We start from the raw sequence: 25,385 nt of genomic DNA, 5'->3' as shown, positions 1-25,385 counted from the left end.
CCATAAATTGCCACCATAAAAAAACCATCCGAAGATGGCTTTTTGTTAATCAGTCTTGAGTTATTAGCCACAAGATGCTTGAACGATAATTTTAGTTTGTGGATCAGTAACTACTGTAATTCTATTTGAACGGTAATCTAAAGTTACCGGCTGGCCAGGCGCCACCATACGTACAATTTCAGCTTTAGTCTTTGCCTTAATTGTCGCTTCAGATAAACCAGTTTGCCCAACAAGTTTTGCTGCTTCATCAGATATACAGCTGCTCATAGTATTTCCTTGGTGAGGAGGCATCTGTTCAGGATTATTTGCACATGCTGTCAATGCGACAGCAACTAACATTAAAGATAAATTCTGGATAATTTTCATAAAATTTTGTCTTTTCAGGATAAAAAAGGTAATCATACAGAATATGGTAGCCTCGACTACAGGCTTAACAACAATCTCTATACATTCTATTTAAACAGAAAGCTTAATAAAAAAAGTATCTTGCTTTCAGCTTGATGATTTGGCGAATTTCGTATTTTTTTAACAGTTATAATGGAAATAACCTCCCGAAGAAGATTCTGTAGACTATTGCTTTTTAGTTTTTAATCACAAAATGCCTTAACAATTTTTTGAGTTTGTGGATCAACAATTACATTGATTCGTCCTAGATGATAATCCTTAGTGATAGGTTGACCCGGTGCAACCAGTCTAACAACCTCAGCATTTGTTTTTGATTTGATATCAGCTTCACATTGCTAATGTCTTACGTGCTAATTTAGCTGCACTGTCAGGTACTTATTTTTTCATCATTTCAGGCTTGTAAACGACTTCTTTATCTGGAGTTCTGGCACAAGCATTCAAGGCCACTGCTGCAAGAATAAATGATAAATTATAAATAAATTTCATAAACTTATATCTTTAATAAATAAAAGTAGGATCATACCTAAGACAGACGGTTTATATGAGCCTAGCTTTATCAACAATCTTAATACACATTATGAAATAGAGATTTAAAAACAGAAACTAAAACCTTGATTTTTTAACAGGCAAAAAATACCTCCTAATAAAGGAGGTTTAAAATAGAGAGACCCTAATGCTATATGACCTATCTATGAGTTTTATAAAATTCTGTCTTTTAAAGATGTTAAATATTCAATTGCTAGTAATTTATAATGATTATTACAGCCTTTTAAATCCGCCAATTAAATCAAAAAGATATTCAATATATAGCTTTTTATTAGATATTTCAGGCATATCGAATACCCAATAGGTTCTAGACCTAGATCTGTATTTGCATCGTACGGTCAAAGTCTTAATTTCAATAAGAGCTGCTTCATTCCTTAATTTTGCATATAATGATAAGTATTCTGCAAGAAACTTCAACTTACCGTTTATGTCATGCGTAGCTGAACCATGCACCTTCAGAGCTTCATCATATACTAAAACCAGTGTTTCCTGTGTCATGTGAATGCCTATATCTTCTGGTCGAATTAATAAGTATTAAAAGATAAAATAGTTTTAGATTTTAAAATAGTTAGAAAACGTATTTAAACCTTTACTTTACGAACTTAAATTCACATTTTGTTCGTATTAAAAAATCCCACTTAATTCTTATAAATTAAGTAGGTGGATTTTCGCCATAATTTTATTTTTATTTTCCATACAAATTATTATTAAAGTATTTTATTTTAATGACATAATTTTATAATCGAATAATTATTAGCCTGCTTCTCCAAAAAAACATAAAACTCCCTATTTTTCAAATATTAACCTATTTATTTTTGAAAAAAAAGAAATAGTGAAAAGAATTAAAATTTAAGCGTTAAGATCCTATGTAAATCTTTAAAAATTACATTTTCTAATATAGATTTAGACTGATATTTGGTTCTTTATTCATTTTAATTAGTTTTTTCATTTCTACTAAAAATATATCAATTTAACCTTTATAAAGCGCAGATAGAATACACAAAAGTCTAACCTTACTATTATTATTTTTATATAATACATACACTTAAAATAATACAAATTATTAATATATATAAAATCTTAAATAAAAAAGCAAAAAAAACCTCCTTTATGAAAAAGGAGGTTGAAAAACTAAAGAAACTACAGCCATAGAATCTATTTTTGTATTATATATATGTTTAAATTATATTCAAGACTAAAATAAATTTATTTTTCAGTTGAAAAGCCCGCTTATTCTTGCGAACAAGCGGGCCATTACTGTAGTCATTTTCTTCGTATTACATGCGTCTTCTTCAGAGCGCATATAAAATGTACCATTGAAAATCATTAAATAAAATGTAGAAAATATGAATAAAATGTTTCAAAGTGTTTTTTTAGGTTATTTTATTAATTTGTAGCATTTTCTAAACAATAAAATAATCCATCAGCCGGTGTACTTTTTATGTTACTCATACTAAAAAATGTTATAAGACCAATATAAAAAAGTTATTATTGACTCTGATCACGGTTCATCTTCATACCAATTAATTTACTTATAGCTTCTTTTATTGGTAATAAATAGTATTTATAGATGTCTAAAATTTAAAGCATAAAATTTATCAGGTTGTTTTGATAGTAAATCAATAAACTTTGGAATTGTCGTTGCCATTAATAAGCAAGGATCGTGGTCATCACGATGATTCGCTGTGAAATATTTCATATGCCTTTTAAAAAATAGACAATTTTCAATATTTTCATGAGACATCAGTTCACAATTAAAGTGAGTCATAGACCGCCCACTTAATATAAAGCTCACCTTATAAATATCAGGAAAAATCTGGGTTTTAAATTTATGGAGATGTCAGATGGTACGTCTCTTAACCACAAAGACTGAGTGCAGTTATTCCTGTGATTTTTTCAAATATCACCTACTTAAAACCATAGTACTCAGGGCATCAATTGTTGAGATCAGCTTACTAATTTTAGTTTACAAAGTTTACTCATAATTAATTTAGAAACATGGCTAAGACTGTTACATTAAAAATGAAATTATAAAAATTAAAGTGGTATCGGCAATGAAAATTCAAAATCCTATTCCTCTTAAAGTTATGATTAGTTGTATATGTCTAGGCTTTGCTAGCCATGTTGCAGCTTCTCCTACACAATCCCAAAAAGATAAAAGTCCTTTAACAGATGTGGTATCAAAAACACCAGGTACTTTGTTATCCATTCAGGAACAAAGCACCGATTTATTTCCTCATGCTTCAAAACGATTTTTAATTAATTATCGTAGTCGTGGCATACATTCAGAGCCTATCGTAACTTCCGGATTCATCCTGCTCCCTAAAGGTAATCCCCCAAAAGGTGGATGGCCTGTTGTTGCTTGGGCTCATGGTACAACTGGTGTGGCTGACACTTGTGCACCCTCTGAAGATTATGTAGGAGGGCCTGTGCATGCCTATCAGCAAATCGCCGCCCAACCGCTTGATGCCTGGCTCGCTCGTGGTTTCGCAGTGGTTGCAACGGACTATCAGGGTTTAGGTACACCAGGAAGACATCCTTATATGAATGCACAGAGCCAGTTACATACTGTCGTGGATTCTGTCAGGGCAATCCATCTATTAAAGCCTTACCAGTTCAGTAAAAACTGGTTTGTCATGGGACATAGTCAAGGAGGTGCTGCCACCCTGATGGTAGCTGCTCACGGGCAAAAAGATGCTCCTGAACTCAAGCTGCTCGGAGCAATGGCTGTTGCACCAGGTGGTTATCAATATCAAGGGATTGCCAAATACGTTTCAACTCATTCGCAAATTCCAAAAAGTGTGATTGCATTTCTTCCTATTGTTCTTCTGGGTGCCGATGCGGCAGATCCAAGCCTGAACGTCATGAATCTACTAAGTCCAGAAATGGGACAGATTACGACTAATGCGCGGGATCGTTGCTTATCAGAATTGCAAGCTACAGTAAAAGAAGCTCCCAAAACAGTATTCAAATCAAATGCAAATCTTACTCCATTACTTAACTATTCCGCAAAACAGTCGATTGAAAATATGATACCTACTGTTCCCGTAATAATTGTTCAAGGTGATAAAGATCAGATTGTAGATCCTCGTGGTACTTATGCTTACTATCAGCAGATCTGCAAATTGCAAAAACCCATCGCATTCCAGCCCGTTAAAGGTGCCGATCACCATGGTTCATTAAGACAAAGTGCATCCATGGTAGGAAATTTTATCAGCTCGGTTGAACAAGGGAAATTTATTAGTACCTGTAATAAATAATAATCAAGTAAAACTTTAAAAATTAGCCTTTAAAGAATTGTCAGCCCCTTGATTGCAAGTGAGGGGCTGTACATGCATTTAATGCCATGCACAGCAATACAGGCATAGCCCTTTTCACACTTCCACAACTCAGAAGCTATACTCAGGAGATAACTGCTAAAGAGCAGAATCCACTGTGCCTACACCGGATTACAAACGCTTTTCGAAAAATTAAATAATCTATAAATTTCATAAATTTATATTATAAGCATACATCACCTTAATTGTATTTTCATCTCAATAATCTATCAATGTGTACACAAAAAATTTAATAAAAACAAGCTATTCAGTATATAGTTCTAGGTGAATACTACATAATATTGGATGATGATAAACAGTGAAAATATAAAACTAAGAATCAGGAGATACATAATGAGCGAAGCATACATCTACTGCGATAGAAAAATTATCAAGTGTTCTGTTTGTGAAGCACAGGATGACTATAGCTTTAATGATACTCAGCAATTTTCTATTATTGCTGCTGCAGAAGGCAAGCAAACTCATGGGCGCTACTCTATTGAAAGTATCAAGTGCAAGAACTGCAATAAAGTGGCAAAAAACAGTCAGGATCCCTATTTTTATTATTAAGTTGAATTAAAAGTAAAAACCTACTTTGAAATAGAGTATCTAATAAAGAATGATAATCAAACAAATATGATCATTATTATTGGTCTAAAGGGCCTTCAAAGAATTTCAGATCATAAGTTAAAACTAACTTTAGCGGTATATCAAGGAGATACTCAATGCCTGACTTTATAAGAGCTGTAGGCTTGGGCCTACTTTACCTCCCGCTGATGACCATCAATATCTTTAACACTATATATGCTGATACCTCGCCTATAACCCCTGAATCTCCCAAAGCTATCACATATCCCAATATAGATCGTGGTTTAAATGAAAGCCTTTATCCTGATGAAGAAATCACAGCTAAAAAGATCGCAGACATTATTGAGAAATCTATTCGGAAAGAGTATTCGACCGGTATCGCGCTACGTGATGCACACCCTAAGGCACACGGTTGTGTACGCGCAGAGTTCAAGATAGCTGAAGCACTTCCCAAAGAGTTGGCACAAGGTATTTTTCTTCCCGGAAAAACCTATCAAGCCTGGATACGTTTTTCTAATGGATCTAGTAATGCTCAACAAGCAGATATTAAAAAAGATGCCCGTGGCATGGCAATAAAGCTTTTGGCAGTACCGGGAGAAAGACTTTTAAATCATGATGAAATGTCTACTCAAGATTTCATCATGATTAATCATCCGGTTTTTTTTGTGAATGATCCAGCTCGTTATATGGCATTTATGCAGGATATAAATAGTGAAAGCTTTCTCAAAAAATTGCATACCCCTTTTGCATTAGGGGCTAAAGGAACCTGGATTGCCTTAAATACGAGAAATACAATATCTAATCCTCTGCAAACCCGATATTGGTCCATGGTGCCCTATCAATTAGGAACAGGCAGTGGTCGTCAAGCTGTAAAGTATTCAGCCCAAGCATGTTCAAGAGGAACAGATCCTATACCCTATAATCCCCACAATAATTTTCTAAGAGAAAATCTACGGAACCAATTGCAAAAAAGTAAGGCATGCATGGAGTTTTTAGTACAACCCCGAACATCAAACAGCATGTCGGTCGAAGATTCGATGACCGAATGGCCAGAAAACCAGGCACCTTTTTACAAGCTAGCGACTATTCATATTCCTCAACAGGTTTTTGATACACCTGAACAAAACGAATTTTGTGAAAACCTCTCCTTTACGCCATGGCATACAGTACCGGAACACAAACCTCTGGGAGGAGTAAACCGGATGCGAAAGGTGATTTATGAGCGTATCAGTCAGCTTAGACATGAGATGAATGCTACTAAAAGATTAGAACCACACTGAGAACTAAATATATATGAATTATTAATTAAATTATAACTTAAACTAAAATTAGAGCGATTATTGCATCATTTATTTAATTTAGCTTAATAATTTTAGTAATTTTAGTTTACAAAGTTTGTTAATAGTTAATTTAGAAACATGGCTAAGACTGCTACATTATAAATGAAATTATAAAAATTGAAATGGTATCTGTGATGAAAACAAAAAGTCCTCTCCTGAAAATTATAGTGGGCTGTGCGGGCTTAGGCTCTGCTTATTTGCTCGCCTCTCCTGCTATTTCCCGGAAATGCAAGAATCAGGATTCCCAGAAATGCAATCATCATAATTGTGATATTGCTGCAAAGACCCCCGGAACTCTACTCGCTATCGAAGAACAAAGTACTGATTTATTTCCCCATGCCGCCCAACGATTTTTAATTACCTATCGCAGCCGTGGTATACATTCAGAACCCATTGTTGTCTCCGGATTTGTTTTATTGCCACAAGGCAAACCACCTAGAGGTGGCTGGCCCGTTTTAGCCTGGGCACATGGCACCACCGGAGTGGCAGATACCTGTGCCCCTTCTGGTGATTATGTCGGTGGACCCGTGCATGCCTATCAAGAGCTGGCTTCCAAACCACTTGATGCCTGGCTTGCCCAAGGCTATGCAGTAGTTGCCACTGATTATCAGGGCTTAGGTACACCCGGCAAACACCCCTACATGAATGCACAGAGCCAACTGCATACTGTGGTTGACTCTGTAAGAGCACTTCATTTTTTAAAGCCTTATCATTTTAACAGGAAATGGTATGTCATGGGTCACAGTCAGGGAGGCGCTGCTGCCCTAATGGTAGCTGCACATGGGCAAAAAGATGCACCTGAGTTAAAGTTACGTGGAGCACTGGTCGTCGCCCCAGGAGGATATCAATATGAGGGAATTGCTCAATACGCAGCCTTGCATCCTCAAATCGAAAAAAGTGTGGTTGCATTTCTTCCTATCGTTCTTTTAGGTGCTGAAGCCGCGGATCCTAGCCTCAATATTATGAATTTATTGAGTCCTGAAATGGCCCAGATTGTCAATTATGCGCGTAATCATGGCTTATCGGAATTACAAGCCGATGTGAAAGAAGCACCTCAAACAGTTTTCAAACCCGATGCAGATCTTAATCCCTTAATAGAATACTCGAAAAAACAATCCATCGAAAATATGATACCTACTGTCCCTGTAATGATAGTTCAGGGTAATAAAGACCAGATTGTAGATTATCAAGGTACTCATGCCTATTATCAGCTAATGTGTACCAAACAAAAGCCGATTGCATTTAAAACTGTTGAAGGTGCAGATCATCATGGCTCTTTAAGACAAAGTCAATTTATGGTCGAAGACTTTATCAACTCAGTTGAACAAGGAAAATTTATGAGTACTTGTGAGACAAATTAATGTTCATATTTTTGTCGATTAGATATTTGTGATCACGGTAACTATATGAAATCTATGAAATATGCAGTCTGTTACTAGACTGCATATCATTAAAAGTTTAGCTATTATGGCCTGAGTATGCCATTAACACGCTTATCGCAGTTAAGCTGTAACGAATATCGAAACGTAATATTTCATTTATTTGAGATTAATCCGGGCCTGCTACAGGCCAACTAACTTTAATTAATCCAAATTTTATTCCTTCGCAAACGTGTAGCTAAAGCAAGTATTAGAGCTTTTGCTGAAACTCATAATTTTGATTTTTGAGTTCCCCATTTTGATTCCTTAATTCTTTAGCAAACAACAATGAGAATGAAAGAGGTTCTTTATGTGCTCGAACTATGAATTCCCTTCAAAAAAACGTCTTTCCTTACTAGATATTCATGAAGAACAACTGGAACTCGGAATAAAAATACATGTTTATCCATTAGCACCCGCCCCAATCATTATGCGTGGTGCGGACAAGTTTGAGCTGGATATTGCACGTTTCGGACTAGTTCCATCTTGGGCAAAAGAGTTGAAATATGGCAGACATACCTACAATGCCCGGAGTGAAACAGTGGCATCCAAACCAAGTTTTCGACATGCCTGGAAAAATAACCAGTTTACTTTAGTCCCAGTCGATACATTCTTTGAGCCTAAATATATAGACGATAAACCACACTGGTTTGGTATTTCACGTGAAGATGGTCATCCTTTCACGGTTGCAGCAATTTATGAGGATGCATTGATTGAAGGTGAGAAAATCAGATCCTTTTCGATGCTTACCATAAATTCGGATCAGCACCCATTTATGAAACGGTTTCACAAGCCGAATGATGAAAAACGTTCGATTATTGTGATTCCTGAAGAATTACGACACGACTGGCTCAACTGCGACCATGAACAAGCTCATAATTTTTTCTTTGAAATGAAAGATGAATTTATAACAAGGCCTAAAGAGCAAGGTTTGTGGACCAACTGAAAAGCCCTAAACCAAGTTAGGGCTTTATTCATATAAAATACTTATTTCTGCTCTCTCAATGGATTTTCTGGCTCGGCATTGGGTTTTTTCTCCGGCTTGACATGCTTATAAGATTCCTGATTCCCTTTATCGTCATTTGATTCTTTTTGTGGATTTGATTCCTGCTCTTGCTCTGGCTTATTTGTCATATATATCTCCTCGATCTGTTTACTCAAAATAAATATGACATCTGACAATAAACATCAATGTTATTTATGTTTCACATTTACATTATAGAAATTTAATCTCTTCAGCATGTACTCACTTCTCACAGCACCTGTCACACATAAGTTAATAAGTCTCGATAGCTGATTGGAGGATAATACCGTATGAGAATATAAACTTACTTATTGGTTAATAGAGAGTCTTGGCGGTGTAATTAAAGGATTCAGACGCCCCCTGTTTTTTGAATATTTTGCTAACGTGTGTCATTCAATATGTCTGAAATGCGATTACGTCACCACCTCAGATAAGTCTGCTTGACTGACTTTGTTGTTCCACCAGAAAGACAGAAAATGTGGTGCAATAATGGCCAGCAATCAAAAGACTGTTTTAAGCATCACATTTACAATACTTCTTTCCCATGGCCTTTATCATATTCATAGAAGAAAAAACATGACGAATATAAATTTATCTTGCCGGATACATAAGTATCGTAATCAACCAAATCTTGTTTTCACCGAGACCAAATACGAAAATCTTCCAACCTTATCTCTATTATAAGGAAAATTTCATCAGTAAAGCCCTCGCCACCTGGTGATTGAACTGGAAAGGCTTTACGTTTATTGTTGGAATATTATTCAATATTTTTCAAGCAATCACGACACTCTTTTATTTCATCATCATCACAGGTGTAATCGATTTCAGTTGCACCATGAAGACCAAATAAACAAAATATAAATTGCATCATGTTTTTCTCCTTTTATATAAATCTCGATTCTGAATCGAGCTTTATTGCTTCAAATATAAAATGATCCAATACATCATGATTTGGATCAGCTGAATAAGCTGGAACGACTTCGCTACTCTGCTTCGTATTTAGGTAAATTAAAGCCTTCAGAGCTAAGTCCGTACAGGTTCTTCAGCTTTAGTCATCTGGTCCTTTTTACAATGATCACTTTTACAATGCTCGTTGCTCATCATCTGACACATTTTTTCTTTGCAAGATTTAAAACAACAGCCGACCATCACGCCCATGCCAAATGCGCATATACATCTCATCATAGCTTTGTCCTGTCTTTTCGTGAAAAGAGATATATAAATAACATCTATTCATGTATTTCTCTTGAGAGAATTTTCATGCTTTATGTTGTGAATGAAAACTTATGTGAACAACAGGGGCGAAAACTACAATCAGTATCAAAAAAGAAGATTGTTGCGAAAAAGAAAAAGCCTGTTCAACTCTCCTCAATTGAACAGGCTTTGTAATATGCTGATTTTTAATTATTTAAATTAAGTTTTTTAGAATGACGCCAAGATATCACTAGCCAACCACCCAATCTGTGTAGGATATATAGATTCAATGTTTCCAAATGTGAAATATTCACTATTTCTGTTAAATAAATGTCTGTATTTTAGGCAAAAATATTTTCACCCCTCAAATTTGACCAATAAACATCCAAATATTAAAGATGATCAATTCAAATAAATATTAAAAAGCTTGGTTCAAATTTTGGGAGAAGATTCTCATTTTTAAAATACTTGCTACTAACTATATATAGTTTCTCAACAACTTATAAAATTTGCAGATGGCTGCTTTCTTTTTCGCTATTTATCTCTATAATTTTTCATATAAGGCATATCAACATTTAGCACTATGAAAAAACGCATACTGATTACTGTCTTGATGAGCGTGGCAATATGTGGTTGCCAAAAACAACAAGCAGAGAGCTCAGCCAAACCTGATTCAAATATCAGAGCACAGTTTGAACAGTCAGATAACCAGCTCAGTGTTTATCTGGATAAACTAGATTCTTCAACAATTAGTATAGAAGAAAGAATCCGCATCCTCTGTAACCAGTATCCTGAAGAATATAAAAATAATTACATGCCAGCACTACTACAACTTGCCCCTCAGGAATATACAGAAAAGGATCTACTCCAAGATCTAGACAATGCGCTGAATTTCTACAAGCAGAAAGCTAATATTCAGTGTTCCTAGTTGATATATTCAATTTTATAAGAAAAAGTAAATGCATAAAAAACCGCCTTATTCAGGCGGTTTTTTATAAATAGCGTATATTCTGGAAAGAATTAACGCTTTATTTTTCACTCATCTTGTTGATTTCGTGAATTTTGTTGTTGCTGGTTACTTTTTTGCTGTGGCTGTTGTTGCTGTTGGCCTTGCTGGTTTTGTTGCTGATTGCGCTGCGGTTGCTGCTGTTGTTGCTGATTACTTTGACTCTGCGGCTGTTGTTGCTGCTGGTTGTGTTGTTGCTGATTTGGATTTTGCTGGTTATTTTGCTGACGCTGTTGATCTTGATTGCGTTGTTGATTTTGCTGTTGCTGTTGTTGGTTCTGTTGGTCTTGCTGTTGGTTATTAGCCATGGTGGTATTCCTTACTATTTGCTTTAAATTAAAAGCCGATAGAGTTTCGACTTAATAACCACTCTACTCATTTTTTAGATTTATCCAACCTTTGACCTGTTACAGTTTAATTCAATGTAAAAAATAGTAAGCTAAGTAATTGAAGTGGAGATTAATGAGCAACATAAATCACCTAATATAATGCAAAAGAAACATAAGGAAAGATATAAAAATCAAAACTATTATCCAATAAAAGAAATAACTTAAGCTCTGTTTTATATATAGAAAAATTGAAAAATATTATTAAATACAACTTACCATAACTTATGCTTTTGATATTTATAAATATATAAAAAAATTTATCTTTTGCAATATTTTTTGAAAATCGAATTAAATATTCATAATCCATTTTTTAAAATATTTTAAACACATCTTAATACGATAATTAAAATAATTTCCTCAATAATAATTTTTGTTTATAGATTTTATCTTGATTTTGACTTAAATAATTTTTTCTTTTTTTTACTATTAATTTAGGTAAACTCATTGTTTTAAATTATCTTTATTAGATCACTTCTATATAATAAGTCTCCTTTAAGGAGACTTATTAGACTCATTTTTTATTAGATATTGACCACTTTAACAATAATAGTCTGAGTATCTTCCTGCTCTTCAGCTAGATGTAAACGTTTAAGCTCCTTGCTTATCACCTTAAACTGTAAGTTCTGATAAGAAAGCGTGCTTGGAATCTGATCAAAATATTGACCATCAGCATCGATTTCTTCCTGAAATAACGGTGTTCCCAATTGATAGTCAAGACTTTTCAAGACAACATATTTTACTGTGGTTTGCATTCCAACGCCCTACTTTTACTAAGCACTTTATTTTTATTTTTACCACTGTTCCGCTTGAGAAGAAACCTCTATTTATGAAAATAGCCCAAGCTTTAACCACTCAGACTATAAAGTCCAAACAACATGAAATTACACTTATCTCTGAAAATAGTTTTAATTTTCATAAAAATATAAATATACTTGAAGTTAATGGATGGAAAAATCTGTCTAGATTGATCGACAATCACTACTCCCACAAAGAAATAGAGAGACTATGATAAAAACCTGTTGCAGCTTACTCGAAGAGAAAAATATAAAAATTGCCTTTATCGAAAGCGCAAGTTCTGGATATCTCAGCAGCCAGTTCTCCATCTGTAAAGGTGAAGGTGCCGAAATTCTGCTTGGTGGTTTGATCTGCTACGATGTAAGTGTCAAGACTTCAGTATTGGGTATCTCTAAAACCTTGATTAATAGTCATACTGCCGAATCTATGCCGGTAACTGTTGCGCTGGCGGAAGCAGGTAAAAAAATGTTTCGTAATGCTGACTGGATTATCGCCTGTACCGGATTGCTTAAACCAGGTGGTAGCGCGACACCAGAGAAACCGGAAGGAACATTTTTTGTGGCCATTAATGATGGCACGCAAATCCATCAGTTTCAGTATTATCTCAAAGGCTCACCACTTGAACGCCTCAACAAACTGTCGGCAGCGGTTGCACATGACATGATCAATCTGCTGAATAACCGCTAAGCTTTCAAAGTTACTGTGTAGCCTGAATAAGCTTCATTATTTCTACCGTATTTTAGGATAGATTGGCATGATTAGTTGCCAATCTATTTTTTTTTGAGAGTGGAATGACCATGAATATTAAAACCGCACTGCTTCTGCTCCCTCTTAGCTTGCCCGGTCTGGCTTTCGCTACAGTAGGCGGTCCACAAAATATTGAAGTTTTAGGCTATGAAGTCAAAGAACAAAAACTTTATATCCTTCGTCATTACCTTGATGGTCGTGGACGCTTGCCTCAACTGTATTATTATAATTTTAAATCTAAAACACCGAATCAGCTGATTCAGGTCAATTCCTTATATATCAATCCTAAAACCAAGCGCATCGATTATGATCAGGATAGCCGCAAGTTTGATCAGGACATTGCCAAAATCAAAAAACGTTTAGTCCCATTGAGTCCGATTCAAAAATCAAAGCCACAGCTTAAGGTGTTAAAGACAACGAAAGGTAGCGCGCCTGCCTGGCATGATCCGAATGAAAAAGTGCCAAAATGGACCTATCAATATCAAGTGAAATCTGGCGCACAAAAAAGCCCGGTTCAGCAAGCAGTCAGTTATCAGCAAGGCTTGAAAATTAGCCAAGCCTATAAAGTTCCGAGACAGAATAAAACTCTAGTGACAGTCAAGTATCTAGGTATTCCTTTTGAAACAGGTTATAGCATTGAAGATCCGGCACTGTTAAGCCGATAACAGAATTCACTAAAAAAGAAGGTCTCAATTGAGACCTTCTTTTTTTATTTTTACTACAGAAACAGATTAAGCCGCTGTAGAACGCTCAGCGATTGGCACTACTTTACGTAGTTCTGGACCGGTATAGTCTGCACTTGGACGGATAATACGGTTATCTGCGCGCTGTTCCATCACATGTGCTGCCCAGCCTGTCACACGCGACATGACAAAAATCGGGGTAAATAGCTTGGTTGGAATGCCCATGAAATGATAAGCAGATGCATGGAAGAAATCCGCATTACAGAATAATTTCTTCTCACGCCACATGACTTCTTCGCAGCGCACTGAGACTGGATACAGTACCGTGTCACCGACATCTTTGGCTAAACGTTCAGACCAGACTTTAATAATGCCGTTACGCGGATCATTGTCCTTATAGATCGCATGACCGAAGCCCATGATTTTTTCTTTACGTTCCAGCATGCCCAGCATTTCACGCTCAGCTTCTTCAGGCGACTTCCAGTTTTCGATCATGTCCATCGCAGCTTCGTTGGCACCGCCATGTAGAGGGCCACGCAAGGAACCAATTGCGCCGGTAATACAGGAATGCATATCGGACAATGTTGATGCACACACACGAGCGGTAAAAGTTGAAGCATTGAATTCATGTTCTGCATACAGAATCAAGGAAACATTCATTACCTGTTCATGTAGCTCATTTGGTTTTTCACCATGCAGAAGATGCAGGAACTGTGCACCAATCGAATCATCATCAGTATTTTCTTCAATACGCACGCCGTCATGACTATAACGATACCAGTAACAAATGATTGCCGGCAAAGTTGCCAAAATACGGTCTGCGATATCCTGTTGCTGCTCAAAAGACTGCTCAGTTTCAAGATTTCCCAGCATGGAAACACCAGTACGCATCACATCCATTGGGTGTGAATCGGCAGGAATACGCTCAAGCACTTCTTTTAACGCCTGGGGTAAAGTGCGTAATGATTTCAGTTTAGCTTTATAGGCGGCCAATTGCTCTGCTGTCGGCAATTCGCCAAAGAAAATCAGATAAGCGACTTCTTCAAACTGGCAATGTTCCGCCAGATCCTGCACGTCATAGCCGCGATAGGTCAGGCCTGCGCCACTTTTGCCTACTGTTGAAAGTGAGGTTTTACCTGCCACTTGTCCGCGCAATCCTGCGCCGGTGAGTACTTTTCCTTCAGCCATTTTTTTAATTCTCCTGTTTAAACAGTTTATCTAATGTGTCTTCGAAGCTGTGATAATCTAAAAATTCGTAGAGTTCTTTTCGTTGTTGCATGAGATCCAGAACATTTACCTGAGTGCCGTGTTCACGTACCGACCGCATCACCTCAAGTGCGGCTTTTTGCATTGCACGCGTCGCTGACAATGGATACAGCACCATGCCAATACCCTGCTCCGCCAGTTCATCAACTGTGTAATACGGTGTATCACCAAATTCGGTAATATTCGCCAGGACGGGCACACCGACTGCATCACATACTGTACGGTACATGGTAATATCGGTCATTGCTTCGGCAAATATTGCATCAGCACCGGCTTCAACACAGGCACAAGCACGATCAATCACGGCTTGCAGGCCTTCTTTTTGCAGCGCATCGGTACGCGCCATTACCACAAAGTTTGAATCGGTTTTCGCATCTACAGCCGCTTTGATACGATCGACCATTTCCTGTTGCGATACGATTTCTTTATTTGGACGGTGACCACAACGTTTCTGTGCAACCTGGTCTTCAATATGAACTGCAGCGGCTCCTGCTGCAATCATCTGCTTGATCGTGCGGGCAATATTTAATGCACCGCCCCATCCGGTATCAATATCGACCAATAAAGGGGTATCGACACGCTCAGTGATCCGGCGTACATCTTCAAGAACATTATCTAGGCTGGTCATGCCCAGATCAGGCAAACCATAAGAATAATTCGCGACACCCGCACCTGATAAATAAATGGCTTTATAACCGACCTGTTTGGCCATCATGGCAGCATAGGCATTTACTGTGCCCATAATTTGCAATGGTTTCTCGACTTCAAGCGCTTGTCTAAATCTTAAACCTGCAGACATTTGTTCTGTCATCTTCCTTTTCCACAGTCTTGGCTATAATTATTGAAATTCGAGTATACTCATTTGGCTTGCTCATTCCATAACCCGATAGAACAAATACTCTAAAACTTTAGTCAAATTTTTAAGTTTTGCTTTACCTAATCCAGCAAATACTGCACTTATCCGGCGCAATTATGAAATATGTGCATATATTTGCTATGATGGCGTTTCAATCTCTATTGACATGTTGATGTACTATCTCCTATGCAAGACCTCGCCCTAGAACCGCTCGCCAAAGATCTGCCACAGACCAAACGTGGTCATGAGCGTTGTATTGCGCTGCTGATCAGTGCAACCGAGCTATTTCTGGAACGGGGTTATGATGCTGTGTCTCTGGATGATATCGTCCAGCATGCCGGTGGCTCTAAAGCCTCTATTTATAAATACTTTGGCAATAAAGAAGGCTTGTTTAAAGCCATCTGCGATTATCGTCGTATCAAGTTTTTTGAAGATATCAGTATTCCGATCGAACTGATGGCACTGGATTTTCGTAGTTATTTAGTACACACGTTGCTTAATTTTTATCACCAGATTATGCAACCGGAAAACTCGGCCTTTATGCGTCTGGTGCTGGAACAAAGCCAGCGTAATCCTGAACTTGCTCAGCATATTCATGAGCGAGGCCCGGTGCATGTGCAAAGTGCCATTGCCACGGCTTTAGAACAGGCAGATGCGCAAGGTTTATTGCATTGCGAAAATCCACAATATTCGGCGCAGCTGTATTTTGGTATTTTGCGCAATCTGGAATGGCGTATTCTGATGGGAATTCCGGTACAGGAAGATGATCAGGAAATCGACAAATACATCAGTTATTGTGTGGATCGCTTTTTAGACGGTCATCAAAAAGTCTAGTTTTTTTGCATTTTTCATTGCTTATAGTATATTAGCCGATTCCGTATTTTTTCTTAAACTAACCAACAACTGATTGTTGATCGAGTTTTTCGGCAATTATTGTGGAGTAACGAATGGCTCTCCGTCACTTTCTCACCTTACGCGATTTATCAACTTTAGAACTTAACCAGATTTTGCAACGCGCAATTGAGCTTAAGCGCAAACAGCATAACAATGAAGTGTTCCAACCATTTGTTGGTAAAGTGATGGGCATGATTTTTGAAAAATCCAGTACCCGTACGCGTGTTTCGTTTGAAGCTGGCATGAGCCAATTTGGTGGTAGCGCGATTTTCCTGTCTTCACGCGATACCCAGTTAGGTCGTGGTGAACCGATTGAAGATTCTGCACGTGTGATTTCAAGCATGCTGGATATTGTGATGATCCGTACTTTCGGCCATGATATCGTGGAGCGTTTTGCATCTTATTCAAAAGTTCCAGTGATTAATGCGTTGACTGATGACCACCACCCTTGCCAGTTACTTGCTGACATGCAGACCTATGTAGAGCAACGTGGCTCAATCGAAGGTAAAACTGTTGCCTGGATTGGTGATGGCAACAATATGTGTAATTCTTATATTGAAGCAGCACACATGTGGGGCTTTAAGCTGAAAGTGGCTGCACCGAAAGGTTATGAACCGCAGCAACAGTTCCTGTCTGAATTCGCGCATTGTGTCGAGCTGGTAGATACTGCTGAAGATGCAGCCGTGAATGCCGATCTGATCGTGACTGACGTTTGGGCCAGCATGGGTCAGGAAGAAGAACAGAAAATCCGTGAAAAAGCATTTGCAGACTACCAAGTCAATGAACGCTTGATGGATCTTGCGCATCCAGACTGTCTGTTCATGCACTGTCTGCCAGCGCATCGTGGTGAAGAAATTTCAGAAAATCTGCTTGACCATAAAAATGCTGTGGTTTGGGATGAAGCTGAAAATCGTCTGCATGCACAAAAAGCGCTGGTTGAGTTTCTGCTCAATGAAAACCTGAAAAAAGACTGATAATTTATAAACTATGAAAAAGCACCTCCTGAGGTGCTTTTTTGATTTTCCACTTCCTAAAGATCATCTTTTAGATATTGAGCTTCTTTAGGAAGTTGCCAGCTGCAGAAGAAACATATAATCAGAATCACGATCACATAGACAAAGAAACTGTTTTCTATTCCTGCTGCCTTAAACTGTAGTGCAACAGAGGGTGCGGAGCCACCAAAGACCGCGTTCCCAACAGCATAGGAAAAGCCTACCCCAAGCGCACGCACATGAGGCGGAAACAATTCTGCTTTTACAATACCGCTAATAGAGGTATAGAAACTAAGTATCATCATTAGAAAGATCAGCAGAAACGCTACAATCAAGGGAGAGCTGCTGAAGGCACGCATACCTAGCACCATGACGGGATAAATCGCAATAGCCATCAGACTGCTAAACAGTAGCATTGAATTTCTCCGTCCAATACGGTCGGATAGCATGCCAAAAAAGGGTTGTGCTATCATGAGAATAAAGATAGACGCCGTCATAATCAGTCCTACGGTTTTGGCATCAATCCCAATATTGGTCAGATAAGTTTTTGAGTAAACCGTGATCACATAGAAACTCAAAGAACCTGCTGAAGTCAAACCAACGACCAGCAAAAAGGTTTTCCAGTAATTTTTAAATAGCTCTTTAAGTGTGCCGGATTCCTGCTTTTCACTATCTTCATGCGATAAAGTTTCTTCAAGCCGGCTACGTGCCAGTAAAGAAGCAAGTGCAGCAACGCCACCTATAACAAAAGGAATTCGCCATCCTCCATCTTGTAACTGCTGTTCCGTCATAATATTCAAGAAAATGACGCCCAACAAACTTGCCAAGAGTTGACCACCTGTTAAGGTCACATATTGAAAAGAAGAAAAGAATCCACGTTGACCCTTGAGGCCGAGTTCACTCATATAGGTTGCGACTGCACCATATTCCCCCCCTACAGACAAGCCTTGTAGCAGACGTACCAGTAGCAACAGAAAAGGAGCTATCATTCCAACTTGTTCATAGGTAGGTAAAGCTGCAAACAGGAAAGAGCTCAATGCCATCAAACAGATTGAAATAACCATCGATTTCTTGCGGCCATATTTATCCGCAATACGCCCAAATAGCCAACTACCAATGGGACGCATGAAAAAGCTGGCTGCAAACACTCCCCAAACGTAAATCGCCTGAGCAGAACTTTCCATTCCAGGAGCGGTTAGTGCATGGGTAAAGTACACTGCAAATACAGCATAAATGTAGAAATCAAACCATTCGACCAAGTTACCAGAAGCTGCTCCAACAACACCTTTAATTCGACTAATTTTTTCTTGTCTAGTATAAGTTTGGTTCAAAATACGACATCCTTATTTTAATTATTCAGGTTGAAAATTTATAGGCATTAGGCATGCATCTTCCTACTAACTATTTCCCCTTCTCCAGAAATTAATCCAAGCCAGAGTTATTACTTTTTATTGTAGATAATTTGCTATGAATATAAGCCTTGCTGAATATTCAGACAAAATAATAAGTGTAATTTTTGATGATTTTTTTGAAGCTGAAATATGAAAATTTTAATACTCATAGGCAAATATTGTTACTAAAACTTAGCGCTTAAGTATTCGCTATGAAATTAAAGTTGTGTGTTGTTTCTATTCATGTCATGTTTCTATTTTTCTCATAAAGTTAACGTAATTTCTGTGATTCATATGAAATATAATATTAAGCTACTCAGCGTTTTAGGACTTGGTCTCGGTCTACTCACAACAAATGTAAATGCTTCCGAATTTGATCAATATCTTCATAAAAAAGGGATTCTCGACAGTAGCTTTAAAATTAAGAAAAAAGCTGAACTGAATGAATTGCTGACAGTACTGAGCGCAGAAGATTCCAGAACCTTGCCTCTGCAAATTGACCAGAATACAGTGATTGAACAATTGCAGCTAAGCGCTAATAAAACCACGCTAAAAGGAATGATTACCACACCAGACTTCAGCCAGTTTGAAAAAGATCTAGGGCGCAAAGAGGTGATGAAAGTAATTCGTAATAATCTGCTCAATAATTGTGAAATTTTCTTTGAACATCGTTATCAGATTGAAAATCCTTACAAGGTTGAACTTACATTGAACTCGCAAACGCAAACTTATAAGACTGCTATTTCCCAGAAAGATTGCAAATTGAAATAGTCTAAATACATAAGAAATCTCGGGTGATTCGATTACAGAGTTTAGAACACAAAAAGGTAGCTTTGGCTGCCTTTTTTGATGAACTTTTTTATCGAGGTGTACCCCGATTAACGTACCAAGCCTTGTGGTTGAAAAATAATAATTAATGCGCCTAGTATGACTACCATACCGCCCAGCAGATCCCAACGTGACAGCGTCACTTGATCAATGAAGCGCAACCACATCAGAGCAGAAAAAATATAAATACCACCATATGCTGCATAGATCCTTCCTGAAGCGGCCGGATGCAAGGTTAATAGCCAGACAAAGATCGCTAAAGCCAGAGCTGTCGGAATCCATAACCAGTGGCTTTTTCCCTGATTTAAAATTAGATAAGGAAAATAACAGCCTAAAATTTCCATCAATGCAGTGACGAAAAACAGGAAAAATGTCGTGAATAACTTGGTAATTTGAATATCCATAATTTATCTTTTGAACTAGATGAAAGAATGTAATGCTTTAAAATATGAATGCATGAAAAAACCCGTGCAAGCACGGGTTTAATCTTTTCCATCAATTAGGCTGGTTCAGCTGTCTGGTCTTCAAAAACTTCAAGTTTTAAGCCGACCGCCTTACCATTTTCTTTCTTAACAGACACCGCAACATTACCGCCATTTTCAGCCAGTTCGCCGAACAGGATCATTTCAGCCAGCGGTTTTTTCAGGTGTTCCTGAATCAGACGCTGCATTGGACGTGCACCCATTAAACGGTCATAGCCATGTTCAGCCATCCATTCACGTGCGCTCTGATCCACTTCGAGCATGACTTTTTTATCATCCAGTTGTGCCTGGAGTTCTGTCAGGAATTTATCTACAACATTTTCAATAATGCTGCTTGGTAATGCCTTGAACTGGATCACGCCATCAAGACGGTTACGGAATTCCGGCGAGAAGGCTTTCTTCATCGCTTCCTGATTATCGTTACTATTGTCTTGTTCCATGAAACCGATGCTGGCACGAGAAATACTCTCAGCACCAATATTGGTGGTCAGTACCAAGACCACGTTGCGGAAGTCAGATTTACGCCCGTTATTATCGGTCAATGAACCATGGTCCATGATCTGCAATAACAGGTTAAATACATCTGGATGTGCTTTTTCGATTTCATCAAGAAGTAATACACAGTGCGGATTTTTGTGAATCGCATCGGTGAGCAAGCCACCCTGATCAAAACCGACATAGCCGGGAGGTGCGCCGATCAGACGGGACACTGCATGGCGTTCCATGTATTCCGACATATCAAAACGAACCAGTTCCACACCCATCTGTTTCGCGAGCTGCTTGGTCACTTCGGTTTTACCAACACCTGTAGGACCCGCAAAGACAAAACTACCTACAGGCTTATCTGGAGACTTCAAACCGGCACGTGACAACTTAATTGCAGATGCCAAGGCCTCAATAGCTTCATCCTGTCCAAACACCACACGTTTCAGATCTCGCTCAAGATTTTCCAGCACACTCTTGTCATCTTTAGAGACCGTTTTTGGTGGAATACGCGCAATTTTAGAAACGATGTCTTCAATATTTTCTACCGTAATTAAACTGTCATCTTGCTCCGCTTTAAGACGGCGCTGTGCACCGGCTTCATCAATCACATCAATCGCTTTATCTGGCAGGAAGCGGTCGTTAATAAATTTTGCAGATAGCTCTACTGCAGATACCAGCGCTTGATCGTCATACTCCACATGATGGAAATCTTCAAATTTCGATTTCAGACCACGTAGGATATCAATGGTTTCTGAAATAGAGGGTTCATTCACATCAATTTTCTGGAAACGGCGTGATAAAGCATGATCTTTCTCAAAGACCTGGCGATATTCCTGGAAAGTGGTTGAGCCGATGCAACGTAAAGAACCATTTGCCAGCGCCGGCTTGATCAGATTCGATGCGTCCATGGTGCTGCCCATACTCGAGCCTGCACCAATAATCATGTGAATTTCATCAATAAACAGCACTGCTTCTGGTTTCTTTTTCAACGCATTTAAAAGCTGTTTCAAGCGTTTTTCAAAGTCACCACGGTATTTGGTTCCTGCTACCAAAGCACCAATATCCAGACTGAAAATTTCAGCATTTTCCAGCGGTTTTGGCGCTTTACCATTTACGATCAACCAGGCCAGACCTTCAGCAATCGAGGTTTTACCAACTCCCGGATCACCAACAAGCAGCGGGTTGTTTTTACGACGGCGGCAAAGGATTTGCGCGGCACGCTCGATTTCTTTTTCACGACCAATCAGTGGATCGGTCTTGCCTTTTTGGGCTTCCACATTCAGGTTAGTCGTATAAAGCTCAAGTGGGCCTGAACTCGCTGAAGATGTGGATTCGCCATCTAGGTCCTCAATCTCTTCTTCAGATTGCACGTCTTCTTTACGCGTACCATGCGACAGGTACTGGGTTAGCGTCAATCGGTTAATCTGATGGCGTTTCAGCAGATAGACCGCAAATGAATCACGCTCAGAATACATGGCTACCAGAATATCGGCACCCTCTACAGTACGATCACCGCCGCTTGATTGCACGTGAAAAATCGCGCGTTGCAAGATCCGGTCAAAACTTTCTGTCGGGTGTGGTGCCTGGTCACTATTTTCACCAAGTTTAGGGGTATGTTGTTCTACGTACTCTTCTAATTCCTTACGCAGCACGATAATATCCGCGCCACATGCTTTCAGTGCATTTACGGCGGAATCATTGTCGAGCAAGGCCAACAATAAATGTTCTACGGTCAGGAACTCATGTCTCTTTTGACGAGCCATGCTGACAGCCAAACGTAGTGATACTTCTAATTGACGACTGAGCATGTAACCCCCTTAATCTTTAGGCTCTATTTGGCAAAGTAACGGATGACCTTGTGATCGAGCATAATTATTGACTTGGTTCGCTTTGGTCTCCGCAATGTCTCGAGGATAGACCCCAGCTACACCCTTTCCTTCATAATGTACAGTTAGCATTACTTGTGTAGCTTGGTCAAGATTCATTGCAAAGTATTGTTGTAAAATTTCAATTACAAACTCCATCGGGGTGTAGTCATCATTTAATAAAACGACAGCATACAATGGAGGGCGTTTCAATTCTGGCGGCGCAGTCTGTACAGCCAAGTCAGAATCACCTTCTTCAGAGGGTTCATTTGCTAAACGTGGGCTGATATGCCAATCAACAATTCCAGACTCATTAAAAGAGTTTTTAATATCACTTAAACACATTTGACGTTTATTGCTTGGCATAAGATTTATATTTCACACTTAATTTGCATTTGCTTCGGTTTTCGGAATTTCTGACAAGGAGGCAGCCTGATTTTCAACTGCTTTGCCCTGTTCCCAACTAAAACGACGAATTACAGGTTTGGCACCAGTAAGACGCACTTCAATAAATTCAGGCTTAAAGCCTTTAGGCATGGTCCAGCGGCCTGTGAGTCGCTCATAATTTTCAAAATTGAAGTTTTTATCCTCTAATGGCACGACCAGAATTTCAGTGCCTTTAATCAGGCGCAATTCTACGCTACCTGAAGCACGGCTTTTACTTGGACTCACCTGTACCAGATCAATCTGATATTCAAAGGCATTTTCGGGTAAAGGTTTGATTGACAGATTTTGAACTGCCAATGCCAAACCACCACGCTGACGCAAAACCTCGCGATAAATGGTTCCCACGCTTTCAGCCTGAGTCTGTTCATCACGTGCCTTGGTCATGGCCAGATACAGATCATTAGCATTACTGACTGCCAGATCACGTTCCTGAACCGCAGTATTCAAGTTTTTGTTCAATGTTTCCAGACTGGCTTTCTGTTTTTGTACCACTTCAACCAGTTGTTCCGCATCTGCATCAAAACCAACCGCAGTCAAACCTTGCCGATGCCCGACGGTATAGCCCAGTAGACCACTCCCAAGAATCAGAACAGCAGCACCGGTTACTAATGGTGTGTTGCCTTTCATCCATGATTTCTTTGTATCGGGTTCCTGAGCGATCGTCATGTTTGACTCATTATTCGGCATTTTGATCTCTGTTTGCTTTATACAAGACACACATTTAAATGCAAATCTAAATGTGTGTGAAGTTCTAATACGTTTTTTATGGTAATAAACCAATATTATTTAAGCCAGCATCTTCGGCAAAACCAAACATCAGGTTCATGTTCTGCACGGCCTGGCCTGCTGCACCTTTGACCAGATTGTCTTGTGCAACCAGAATGACCAGTTTAGCGGGTTGCGGCTTATACAGGGCAATACGCAATTGGTTAGCTCCACGCACTGAACGAGTTTCAGGAGAACTGCCTGCTGGCATTACATCGACAAACTGTTCGTTGGCATAGAATGTTTCATACAGTGATTGAAGATCAGCTTGTTGACCTGCTTCAGTTAAATCGATATAGATGGTCGACAACATACCACGGATCATTGGCACCAAATGCGGTACAAATAAAATATGATCAAACACATCTTTCTGACCTGAAATATTTTCCAGCGCTTCGACAATTTCAGGATGATGGCGATGACCCGCTACACCATAGGCTTTAAAGTTATCGGCATTTTCAGAATAAATCATGCCCAGACTAGCTTTACGACCTGCACCTGATACACCAGATTTGGCATCAATAATAATGCTTTCAGGTTTCACCAATGCTTTAGTCGCTTTTAAGACTGGCGCCAGACCTAACTGAACTGTGGTTGGATAACACCCTGGATTTCCGATGACACTGGCCTTTTTAATTTCTTCACGATTTAGCTCAGATAAACCGTATACAGAATCTTTTAACAGTTCTGGACATGCATGTTGCATGCCATACCATTTTTCAAACTGTCCAAGATTTTGTAAACGGAAATCTGCTGCCAAGTCAATCACTTTGGTATTTGCAGCAACCAGCTCTTCGGCATGTTTCATGGCGACACCATGCGGAGTTGCAAAGAAAACCACATCGCATGATTTTAATAGCTCAAGACTGAGATCAGAAAATTGCAGATCAGTATGTCCACGCAAACTTGGAAACATGTCATCTACACGACGGCCTGCTTCAGTACGTGATGTCAGTGCTGTTACATTTACATCTGGATGTCGCAGTAAAAGACGCAAAAGTTCAACGCCTGTATAACCTGTACCACCCACAATACCCACTGAAATCACGATGATTACCTCAAATAAATGTTGCCTTTTATAAGGCTAGTATGACAGGAAGTTATGCTTTTCTAAACCATTTTGCTGGGGTTTGCTGGTTTTTTATAGGCTTTCAAAAGGTCCATATAAAATTTGCATTAAAATTAGTATTTATTAGTGGTTAGTCTGCTTTTGCTGTTGACCAGCTGCAATAGCATAGATAAATCGTAAATAAAAATGCCGGCAATGCCAACAATACGATAGCGTCTAATCGAATAATAAATGGAATTAAGCCTATAATCGCTAGCAAAGTTCCCAGTGCTGAAATCCATTGAGAGATCTGCAGATGCTTCACCCATAAAATGCTCATATAAAAAAGTACACCCCAAGCTACAATCCCCGCCAACATGAATAACCTGTATGGCCATGGATACACAATGGGCAGACTTGGATTAAAAATACTCATAAGAAAAAGCACATAAAAGAAAAGTGCAGGAATGGATAGCATAAAAATTAAAATACTTGTCAGTAAGCGGTTCATATAGGACTTACGCATTGACGGATTTAAAAAAGTCTCAAACTACTTTATAACGTATCTGTGATCAGACGAACTAAACATGCTTCTACAGCAACTTGTACATTA

At 38.7% G+C, this 25,385-nt stretch carries 26 protein-coding genes and 1 pseudogene; 12 read left to right on the top strand and 15 right to left on the bottom strand.

The genetic code is table 11. The features are described from left to right. Window positions 1-63: 63 nt before the first annotated feature. From VXQ92_RS01585 to VXQ92_RS01575, 3 genes and pseudogenes are all read right to left on the bottom strand, one after another. Window positions 64-252 (bottom strand): annotated as a pseudogene (locus VXQ92_RS01585) (I78 family peptidase inhibitor); the annotation flags it as partial. 335 nt (window positions 253-587) lie between these two features. Further along, window positions 588-725 (bottom strand): I78 family peptidase inhibitor, encoded by a 138-nt coding sequence (locus tag VXQ92_RS01580; protein ID WP_404794093.1) that lies wholly within the window; start codon window positions 723-725, stop codon window positions 588-590. A gap of 439 nt (window positions 726-1,164) precedes the next feature. Beyond that, a complete protein-coding gene (locus VXQ92_RS01575) occupies window positions 1,165-1,449 on the bottom strand; it encodes a hypothetical protein (RefSeq protein WP_416680061.1) in 285 nt (94 codons plus the stop codon). A 1,556-nt stretch (window positions 1,450-3,005) separates the two neighbouring features. Here VXQ92_RS01575 and VXQ92_RS01570 point away from each other — a divergent pair. The 5 genes from VXQ92_RS01570 (at window position 3,006) to VXQ92_RS01550 (ending at window position 8,560) form a co-directional block, all read left to right on the top strand. After that, entirely contained in the window at window positions 3,006-4,211 is a 1,206-nt protein-coding gene (locus tag VXQ92_RS01570) for an alpha/beta hydrolase family protein (protein ID WP_416680060.1), read from the top strand. 411 nt (window positions 4,212-4,622) lie between these two features. Next, window positions 4,623-4,838, top strand: coding sequence for a hypothetical protein (locus VXQ92_RS01565; protein ID WP_416680059.1), 216 nt, complete (start codon window positions 4,623-4,625; stop codon window positions 4,836-4,838). Between the two features lie 155 nt (window positions 4,839-4,993). Continuing rightward, entirely contained in the window at window positions 4,994-6,136 is a 1,143-nt protein-coding gene (locus tag VXQ92_RS01560) for a catalase family protein (protein ID WP_416680057.1), read from the top strand. Between the two features lie 182 nt (window positions 6,137-6,318). Continuing rightward, entirely contained in the window at window positions 6,319-7,557 is a 1,239-nt protein-coding gene (locus VXQ92_RS01555; protein WP_416680056.1) for an alpha/beta hydrolase family protein, read from the top strand. 367 nt (window positions 7,558-7,924) lie between these two features. Further along, complete coding sequence (locus VXQ92_RS01550) at window positions 7,925-8,560, top strand: SOS response-associated peptidase (RefSeq protein ID WP_416680054.1); 636 nt, start codon at window positions 7,925-7,927, stop codon at window positions 8,558-8,560. A gap of 41 nt (window positions 8,561-8,601) precedes the next feature. On the opposite strand, the gene VXQ92_RS01545 is transcribed toward VXQ92_RS01550, so the two are convergent. Further along, the gene (locus VXQ92_RS01545; RefSeq protein ID WP_171254943.1) at window positions 8,602-8,748 is read right to left on the bottom strand and encodes a hypothetical protein; all 147 of its coding nucleotides are present in this window, start codon (window positions 8,746-8,748) and stop codon (window positions 8,602-8,604) included. Between the two features lie 976 nt (window positions 8,749-9,724). On the opposite strand from VXQ92_RS01545, the gene VXQ92_RS01540 reads away from it, so the two are divergent. Both VXQ92_RS01540 and VXQ92_RS01535 read left to right on the top strand, forming a co-directional pair. After that, the gene (locus VXQ92_RS01540) at window positions 9,725-10,027 is read left to right on the top strand and encodes a hypothetical protein (protein WP_171254942.1); all 303 of its coding nucleotides are present in this window, start codon (window positions 9,725-9,727) and stop codon (window positions 10,025-10,027) included. Between the two features lie 388 nt (window positions 10,028-10,415). After that, complete coding sequence (locus VXQ92_RS01535; RefSeq protein ID WP_064102080.1) at window positions 10,416-10,760, top strand: hypothetical protein; 345 nt, start codon at window positions 10,416-10,418, stop codon at window positions 10,758-10,760. Between the two features lie 107 nt (window positions 10,761-10,867). Here VXQ92_RS01535 and VXQ92_RS01530 read toward each other — a convergent pair whose 3' ends face one another. After that, entirely contained in the window at window positions 10,868-11,146 is a 279-nt protein-coding gene (locus tag VXQ92_RS01530; protein ID WP_064102079.1) for a hypothetical protein, read from the bottom strand. 602 nt (window positions 11,147-11,748) lie between these two features. Next, on the bottom strand, window positions 11,749-11,979 hold the full coding sequence (locus VXQ92_RS01525) for a hypothetical protein (protein WP_064102078.1): 231 nt from the start codon (window positions 11,977-11,979) through the stop codon (window positions 11,749-11,751). 253 nt (window positions 11,980-12,232) lie between these two features. Between VXQ92_RS01525 and VXQ92_RS01520 the strand changes: the two genes are divergently transcribed. Continuing rightward, window positions 12,233-12,709 (top strand): CinA family protein, encoded by a 477-nt coding sequence (locus VXQ92_RS01520; protein ID WP_064096108.1) that lies wholly within the window; start codon window positions 12,233-12,235, stop codon window positions 12,707-12,709. Window positions 12,710-12,813: 104 nt separating this feature from the next. Next, window positions 12,814-13,434: an aminotransferase gene (locus tag VXQ92_RS01515; RefSeq protein WP_416680052.1), complete on the top strand. Its 621-nt coding sequence runs from the start codon at window positions 12,814-12,816 to the stop codon at window positions 13,432-13,434. Window positions 13,435-13,500: 66 nt separating this feature from the next. Here the strand turns inward: VXQ92_RS01515 and prpC are convergent, their stop codons facing one another. Both prpC and prpB read right to left on the bottom strand, forming a co-directional pair. Continuing rightward, window positions 13,501-14,640, bottom strand: a complete 1,140-nt coding sequence (prpC, locus tag VXQ92_RS01510) for a bifunctional 2-methylcitrate synthase/citrate synthase (RefSeq protein ID WP_044110021.1) — start codon at window positions 14,638-14,640, stop codon at window positions 13,501-13,503. A 4-nt stretch (window positions 14,641-14,644) separates the two neighbouring features. Continuing rightward, window positions 14,645-15,529, bottom strand: coding sequence for a methylisocitrate lyase (gene prpB / locus VXQ92_RS01505; protein WP_416680050.1), 885 nt, complete (start codon window positions 15,527-15,529; stop codon window positions 14,645-14,647). A gap of 231 nt (window positions 15,530-15,760) precedes the next feature. On the opposite strand from prpB, the gene VXQ92_RS01500 reads away from it, so the two are divergent. Next, the gene (locus tag VXQ92_RS01500) at window positions 15,761-16,408 is read left to right on the top strand and encodes a TetR/AcrR family transcriptional regulator (protein WP_004646788.1); all 648 of its coding nucleotides are present in this window, start codon (window positions 15,761-15,763) and stop codon (window positions 16,406-16,408) included. 113 nt (window positions 16,409-16,521) lie between these two features. Further along, window positions 16,522-17,442 (top strand): ornithine carbamoyltransferase, encoded by a 921-nt coding sequence (gene argF, locus VXQ92_RS01495; RefSeq protein WP_416680048.1) that lies wholly within the window; start codon window positions 16,522-16,524, stop codon window positions 17,440-17,442. Window positions 17,443-17,498: 56 nt separating this feature from the next. Here the strand turns inward: argF and VXQ92_RS01490 are convergent, their stop codons facing one another. Then, window positions 17,499-18,791 carry an MFS transporter gene (locus VXQ92_RS01490; protein ID WP_416680046.1) on the bottom strand — a complete coding sequence of 431 codons (1,293 nt, stop codon included), beginning with the start codon at window positions 18,789-18,791 and terminating at the stop codon, window positions 17,499-17,501. Window positions 18,792-19,145: 354 nt separating this feature from the next. On the opposite strand from VXQ92_RS01490, the gene VXQ92_RS01485 reads away from it, so the two are divergent. Beyond that, window positions 19,146-19,622: a hypothetical protein gene (locus tag VXQ92_RS01485; protein ID WP_064102169.1), complete on the top strand. Its 477-nt coding sequence runs from the start codon at window positions 19,146-19,148 to the stop codon at window positions 19,620-19,622. Between the two features lie 107 nt (window positions 19,623-19,729). Here VXQ92_RS01485 and VXQ92_RS01480 read toward each other — a convergent pair whose 3' ends face one another. The 6 genes from VXQ92_RS01480 to VXQ92_RS01455 form a co-directional block, all read right to left on the bottom strand. After that, window positions 19,730-20,083, bottom strand: a complete 354-nt coding sequence (locus VXQ92_RS01480) for a YnfA family protein (protein ID WP_416680044.1) — start codon at window positions 20,081-20,083, stop codon at window positions 19,730-19,732. A 95-nt stretch (window positions 20,084-20,178) separates the two neighbouring features. Further along, the gene (gene clpA / locus VXQ92_RS01475; protein ID WP_064096102.1) at window positions 20,179-22,455 is read right to left on the bottom strand and encodes an ATP-dependent Clp protease ATP-binding subunit ClpA; all 2,277 of its coding nucleotides are present in this window, start codon (window positions 22,453-22,455) and stop codon (window positions 20,179-20,181) included. 9 nt (window positions 22,456-22,464) lie between these two features. Beyond that, window positions 22,465-22,878: an ATP-dependent Clp protease adapter ClpS gene (clpS, locus tag VXQ92_RS01470; protein ID WP_064102072.1), complete on the bottom strand. Its 414-nt coding sequence runs from the start codon at window positions 22,876-22,878 to the stop codon at window positions 22,465-22,467. Between the two features lie 18 nt (window positions 22,879-22,896). Continuing rightward, window positions 22,897-23,646, bottom strand: coding sequence for a DUF6776 family protein (locus VXQ92_RS01465; protein WP_416680042.1), 750 nt, complete (start codon window positions 23,644-23,646; stop codon window positions 22,897-22,899). Window positions 23,647-23,722: 76 nt separating this feature from the next. Further along, the gene (gene argC, locus VXQ92_RS01460) at window positions 23,723-24,778 is read right to left on the bottom strand and encodes an N-acetyl-gamma-glutamyl-phosphate reductase (RefSeq protein WP_416680308.1); all 1,056 of its coding nucleotides are present in this window, start codon (window positions 24,776-24,778) and stop codon (window positions 23,723-23,725) included. A gap of 145 nt (window positions 24,779-24,923) precedes the next feature. Then, window positions 24,924-25,208, bottom strand: a complete 285-nt coding sequence (locus tag VXQ92_RS01455; protein WP_416680040.1) for a hypothetical protein — start codon at window positions 25,206-25,208, stop codon at window positions 24,924-24,926. Window positions 25,209-25,385: the final 177 nt, after the last annotated feature.

The sequence above is a fragment of the Acinetobacter sp. 228 genome (assembly GCF_048147885.1).
This window is presented reverse-complemented; position numbering and strand designations above follow the sequence as displayed.

Bases quoted from the DNA above. Each gene is read 5' to 3' on its own strand.
- VXQ92_RS01570 (WP_416680060.1), top strand. From the start codon at position 3,006: ATGAAAATTCAAAATCCTATTCCTCTTAAAGTTATGATTAGTTGTATA.
- VXQ92_RS01560 (WP_416680057.1), top strand. From the start codon at position 4,994: ATGCCTGACTTTATAAGAGCTGTAGGCTTGGGCCTACTTTACCTCCCG.
- VXQ92_RS01550 (WP_416680054.1), top strand. From the start codon at position 7,925: ATGTGCTCGAACTATGAATTCCCTTCAAAAAAACGTCTTTCCTTACTA.
- VXQ92_RS01525 (WP_064102078.1), bottom strand. From the start codon at position 11,979: ATGCAAACCACAGTAAAATATGTTGTCTTGAAAAGTCTTGACTATCAA.
- prpB (WP_416680050.1), bottom strand. From the start codon at position 15,529: ATGACAGAACAAATGTCTGCAGGTTTAAGATTTAGACAAGCGCTTGAA.
- VXQ92_RS01540 (WP_171254942.1), top strand. From the start codon at position 9,725: ATGCTCGTTGCTCATCATCTGACACATTTTTTCTTTGCAAGATTTAAA.
- VXQ92_RS01535 (WP_064102080.1), top strand. From the start codon at position 10,416: ATGAAAAAACGCATACTGATTACTGTCTTGATGAGCGTGGCAATATGT.
- VXQ92_RS01555 (WP_416680056.1), top strand. From the start codon at position 6,319: ATGGTATCTGTGATGAAAACAAAAAGTCCTCTCCTGAAAATTATAGTG.
- VXQ92_RS01545 (WP_171254943.1), bottom strand. From the start codon at position 8,748: ATGACAAATAAGCCAGAGCAAGAGCAGGAATCAAATCCACAAAAAGAA.
- VXQ92_RS01485 (WP_064102169.1), top strand. From the start codon at position 19,146: ATGAAATATAATATTAAGCTACTCAGCGTTTTAGGACTTGGTCTCGGT.
- VXQ92_RS01530 (WP_064102079.1), bottom strand. From the start codon at position 11,146: ATGGCTAATAACCAACAGCAAGACCAACAGAACCAACAACAGCAACAG.
- VXQ92_RS01465 (WP_416680042.1), bottom strand. From the start codon at position 23,646: ATGCCGAATAATGAGTCAAACATGACGATCGCTCAGGAACCCGATACA.
- VXQ92_RS01480 (WP_416680044.1), bottom strand. From the start codon at position 20,083: ATGGATATTCAAATTACCAAGTTATTCACGACATTTTTCCTGTTTTTC.
- VXQ92_RS01565 (WP_416680059.1), top strand. From the start codon at position 4,623: ATGAGCGAAGCATACATCTACTGCGATAGAAAAATTATCAAGTGTTCT.
- VXQ92_RS01520 (WP_064096108.1), top strand. From the start codon at position 12,233: ATGATAAAAACCTGTTGCAGCTTACTCGAAGAGAAAAATATAAAAATT.
- VXQ92_RS01500 (WP_004646788.1), top strand. From the start codon at position 15,761: ATGCAAGACCTCGCCCTAGAACCGCTCGCCAAAGATCTGCCACAGACC.
- clpA (WP_064096102.1), bottom strand. From the start codon at position 22,455: ATGCTCAGTCGTCAATTAGAAGTATCACTACGTTTGGCTGTCAGCATG.
- argF (WP_416680048.1), top strand. From the start codon at position 16,522: ATGGCTCTCCGTCACTTTCTCACCTTACGCGATTTATCAACTTTAGAA.
- clpS (WP_064102072.1), bottom strand. From the start codon at position 22,878: ATGCCAAGCAATAAACGTCAAATGTGTTTAAGTGATATTAAAAACTCT.
- VXQ92_RS01455 (WP_416680040.1), bottom strand. From the start codon at position 25,208: ATGAGTATTTTTAATCCAAGTCTGCCCATTGTGTATCCATGGCCATAC.
- VXQ92_RS01575 (WP_416680061.1), bottom strand. From the start codon at position 1,449: ATGACACAGGAAACACTGGTTTTAGTATATGATGAAGCTCTGAAGGTG.
- prpC (WP_044110021.1), bottom strand. From the start codon at position 14,640: ATGGCTGAAGGAAAAGTACTCACCGGCGCAGGATTGCGCGGACAAGTG.
- VXQ92_RS01515 (WP_416680052.1), top strand. From the start codon at position 12,814: ATGACCATGAATATTAAAACCGCACTGCTTCTGCTCCCTCTTAGCTTG.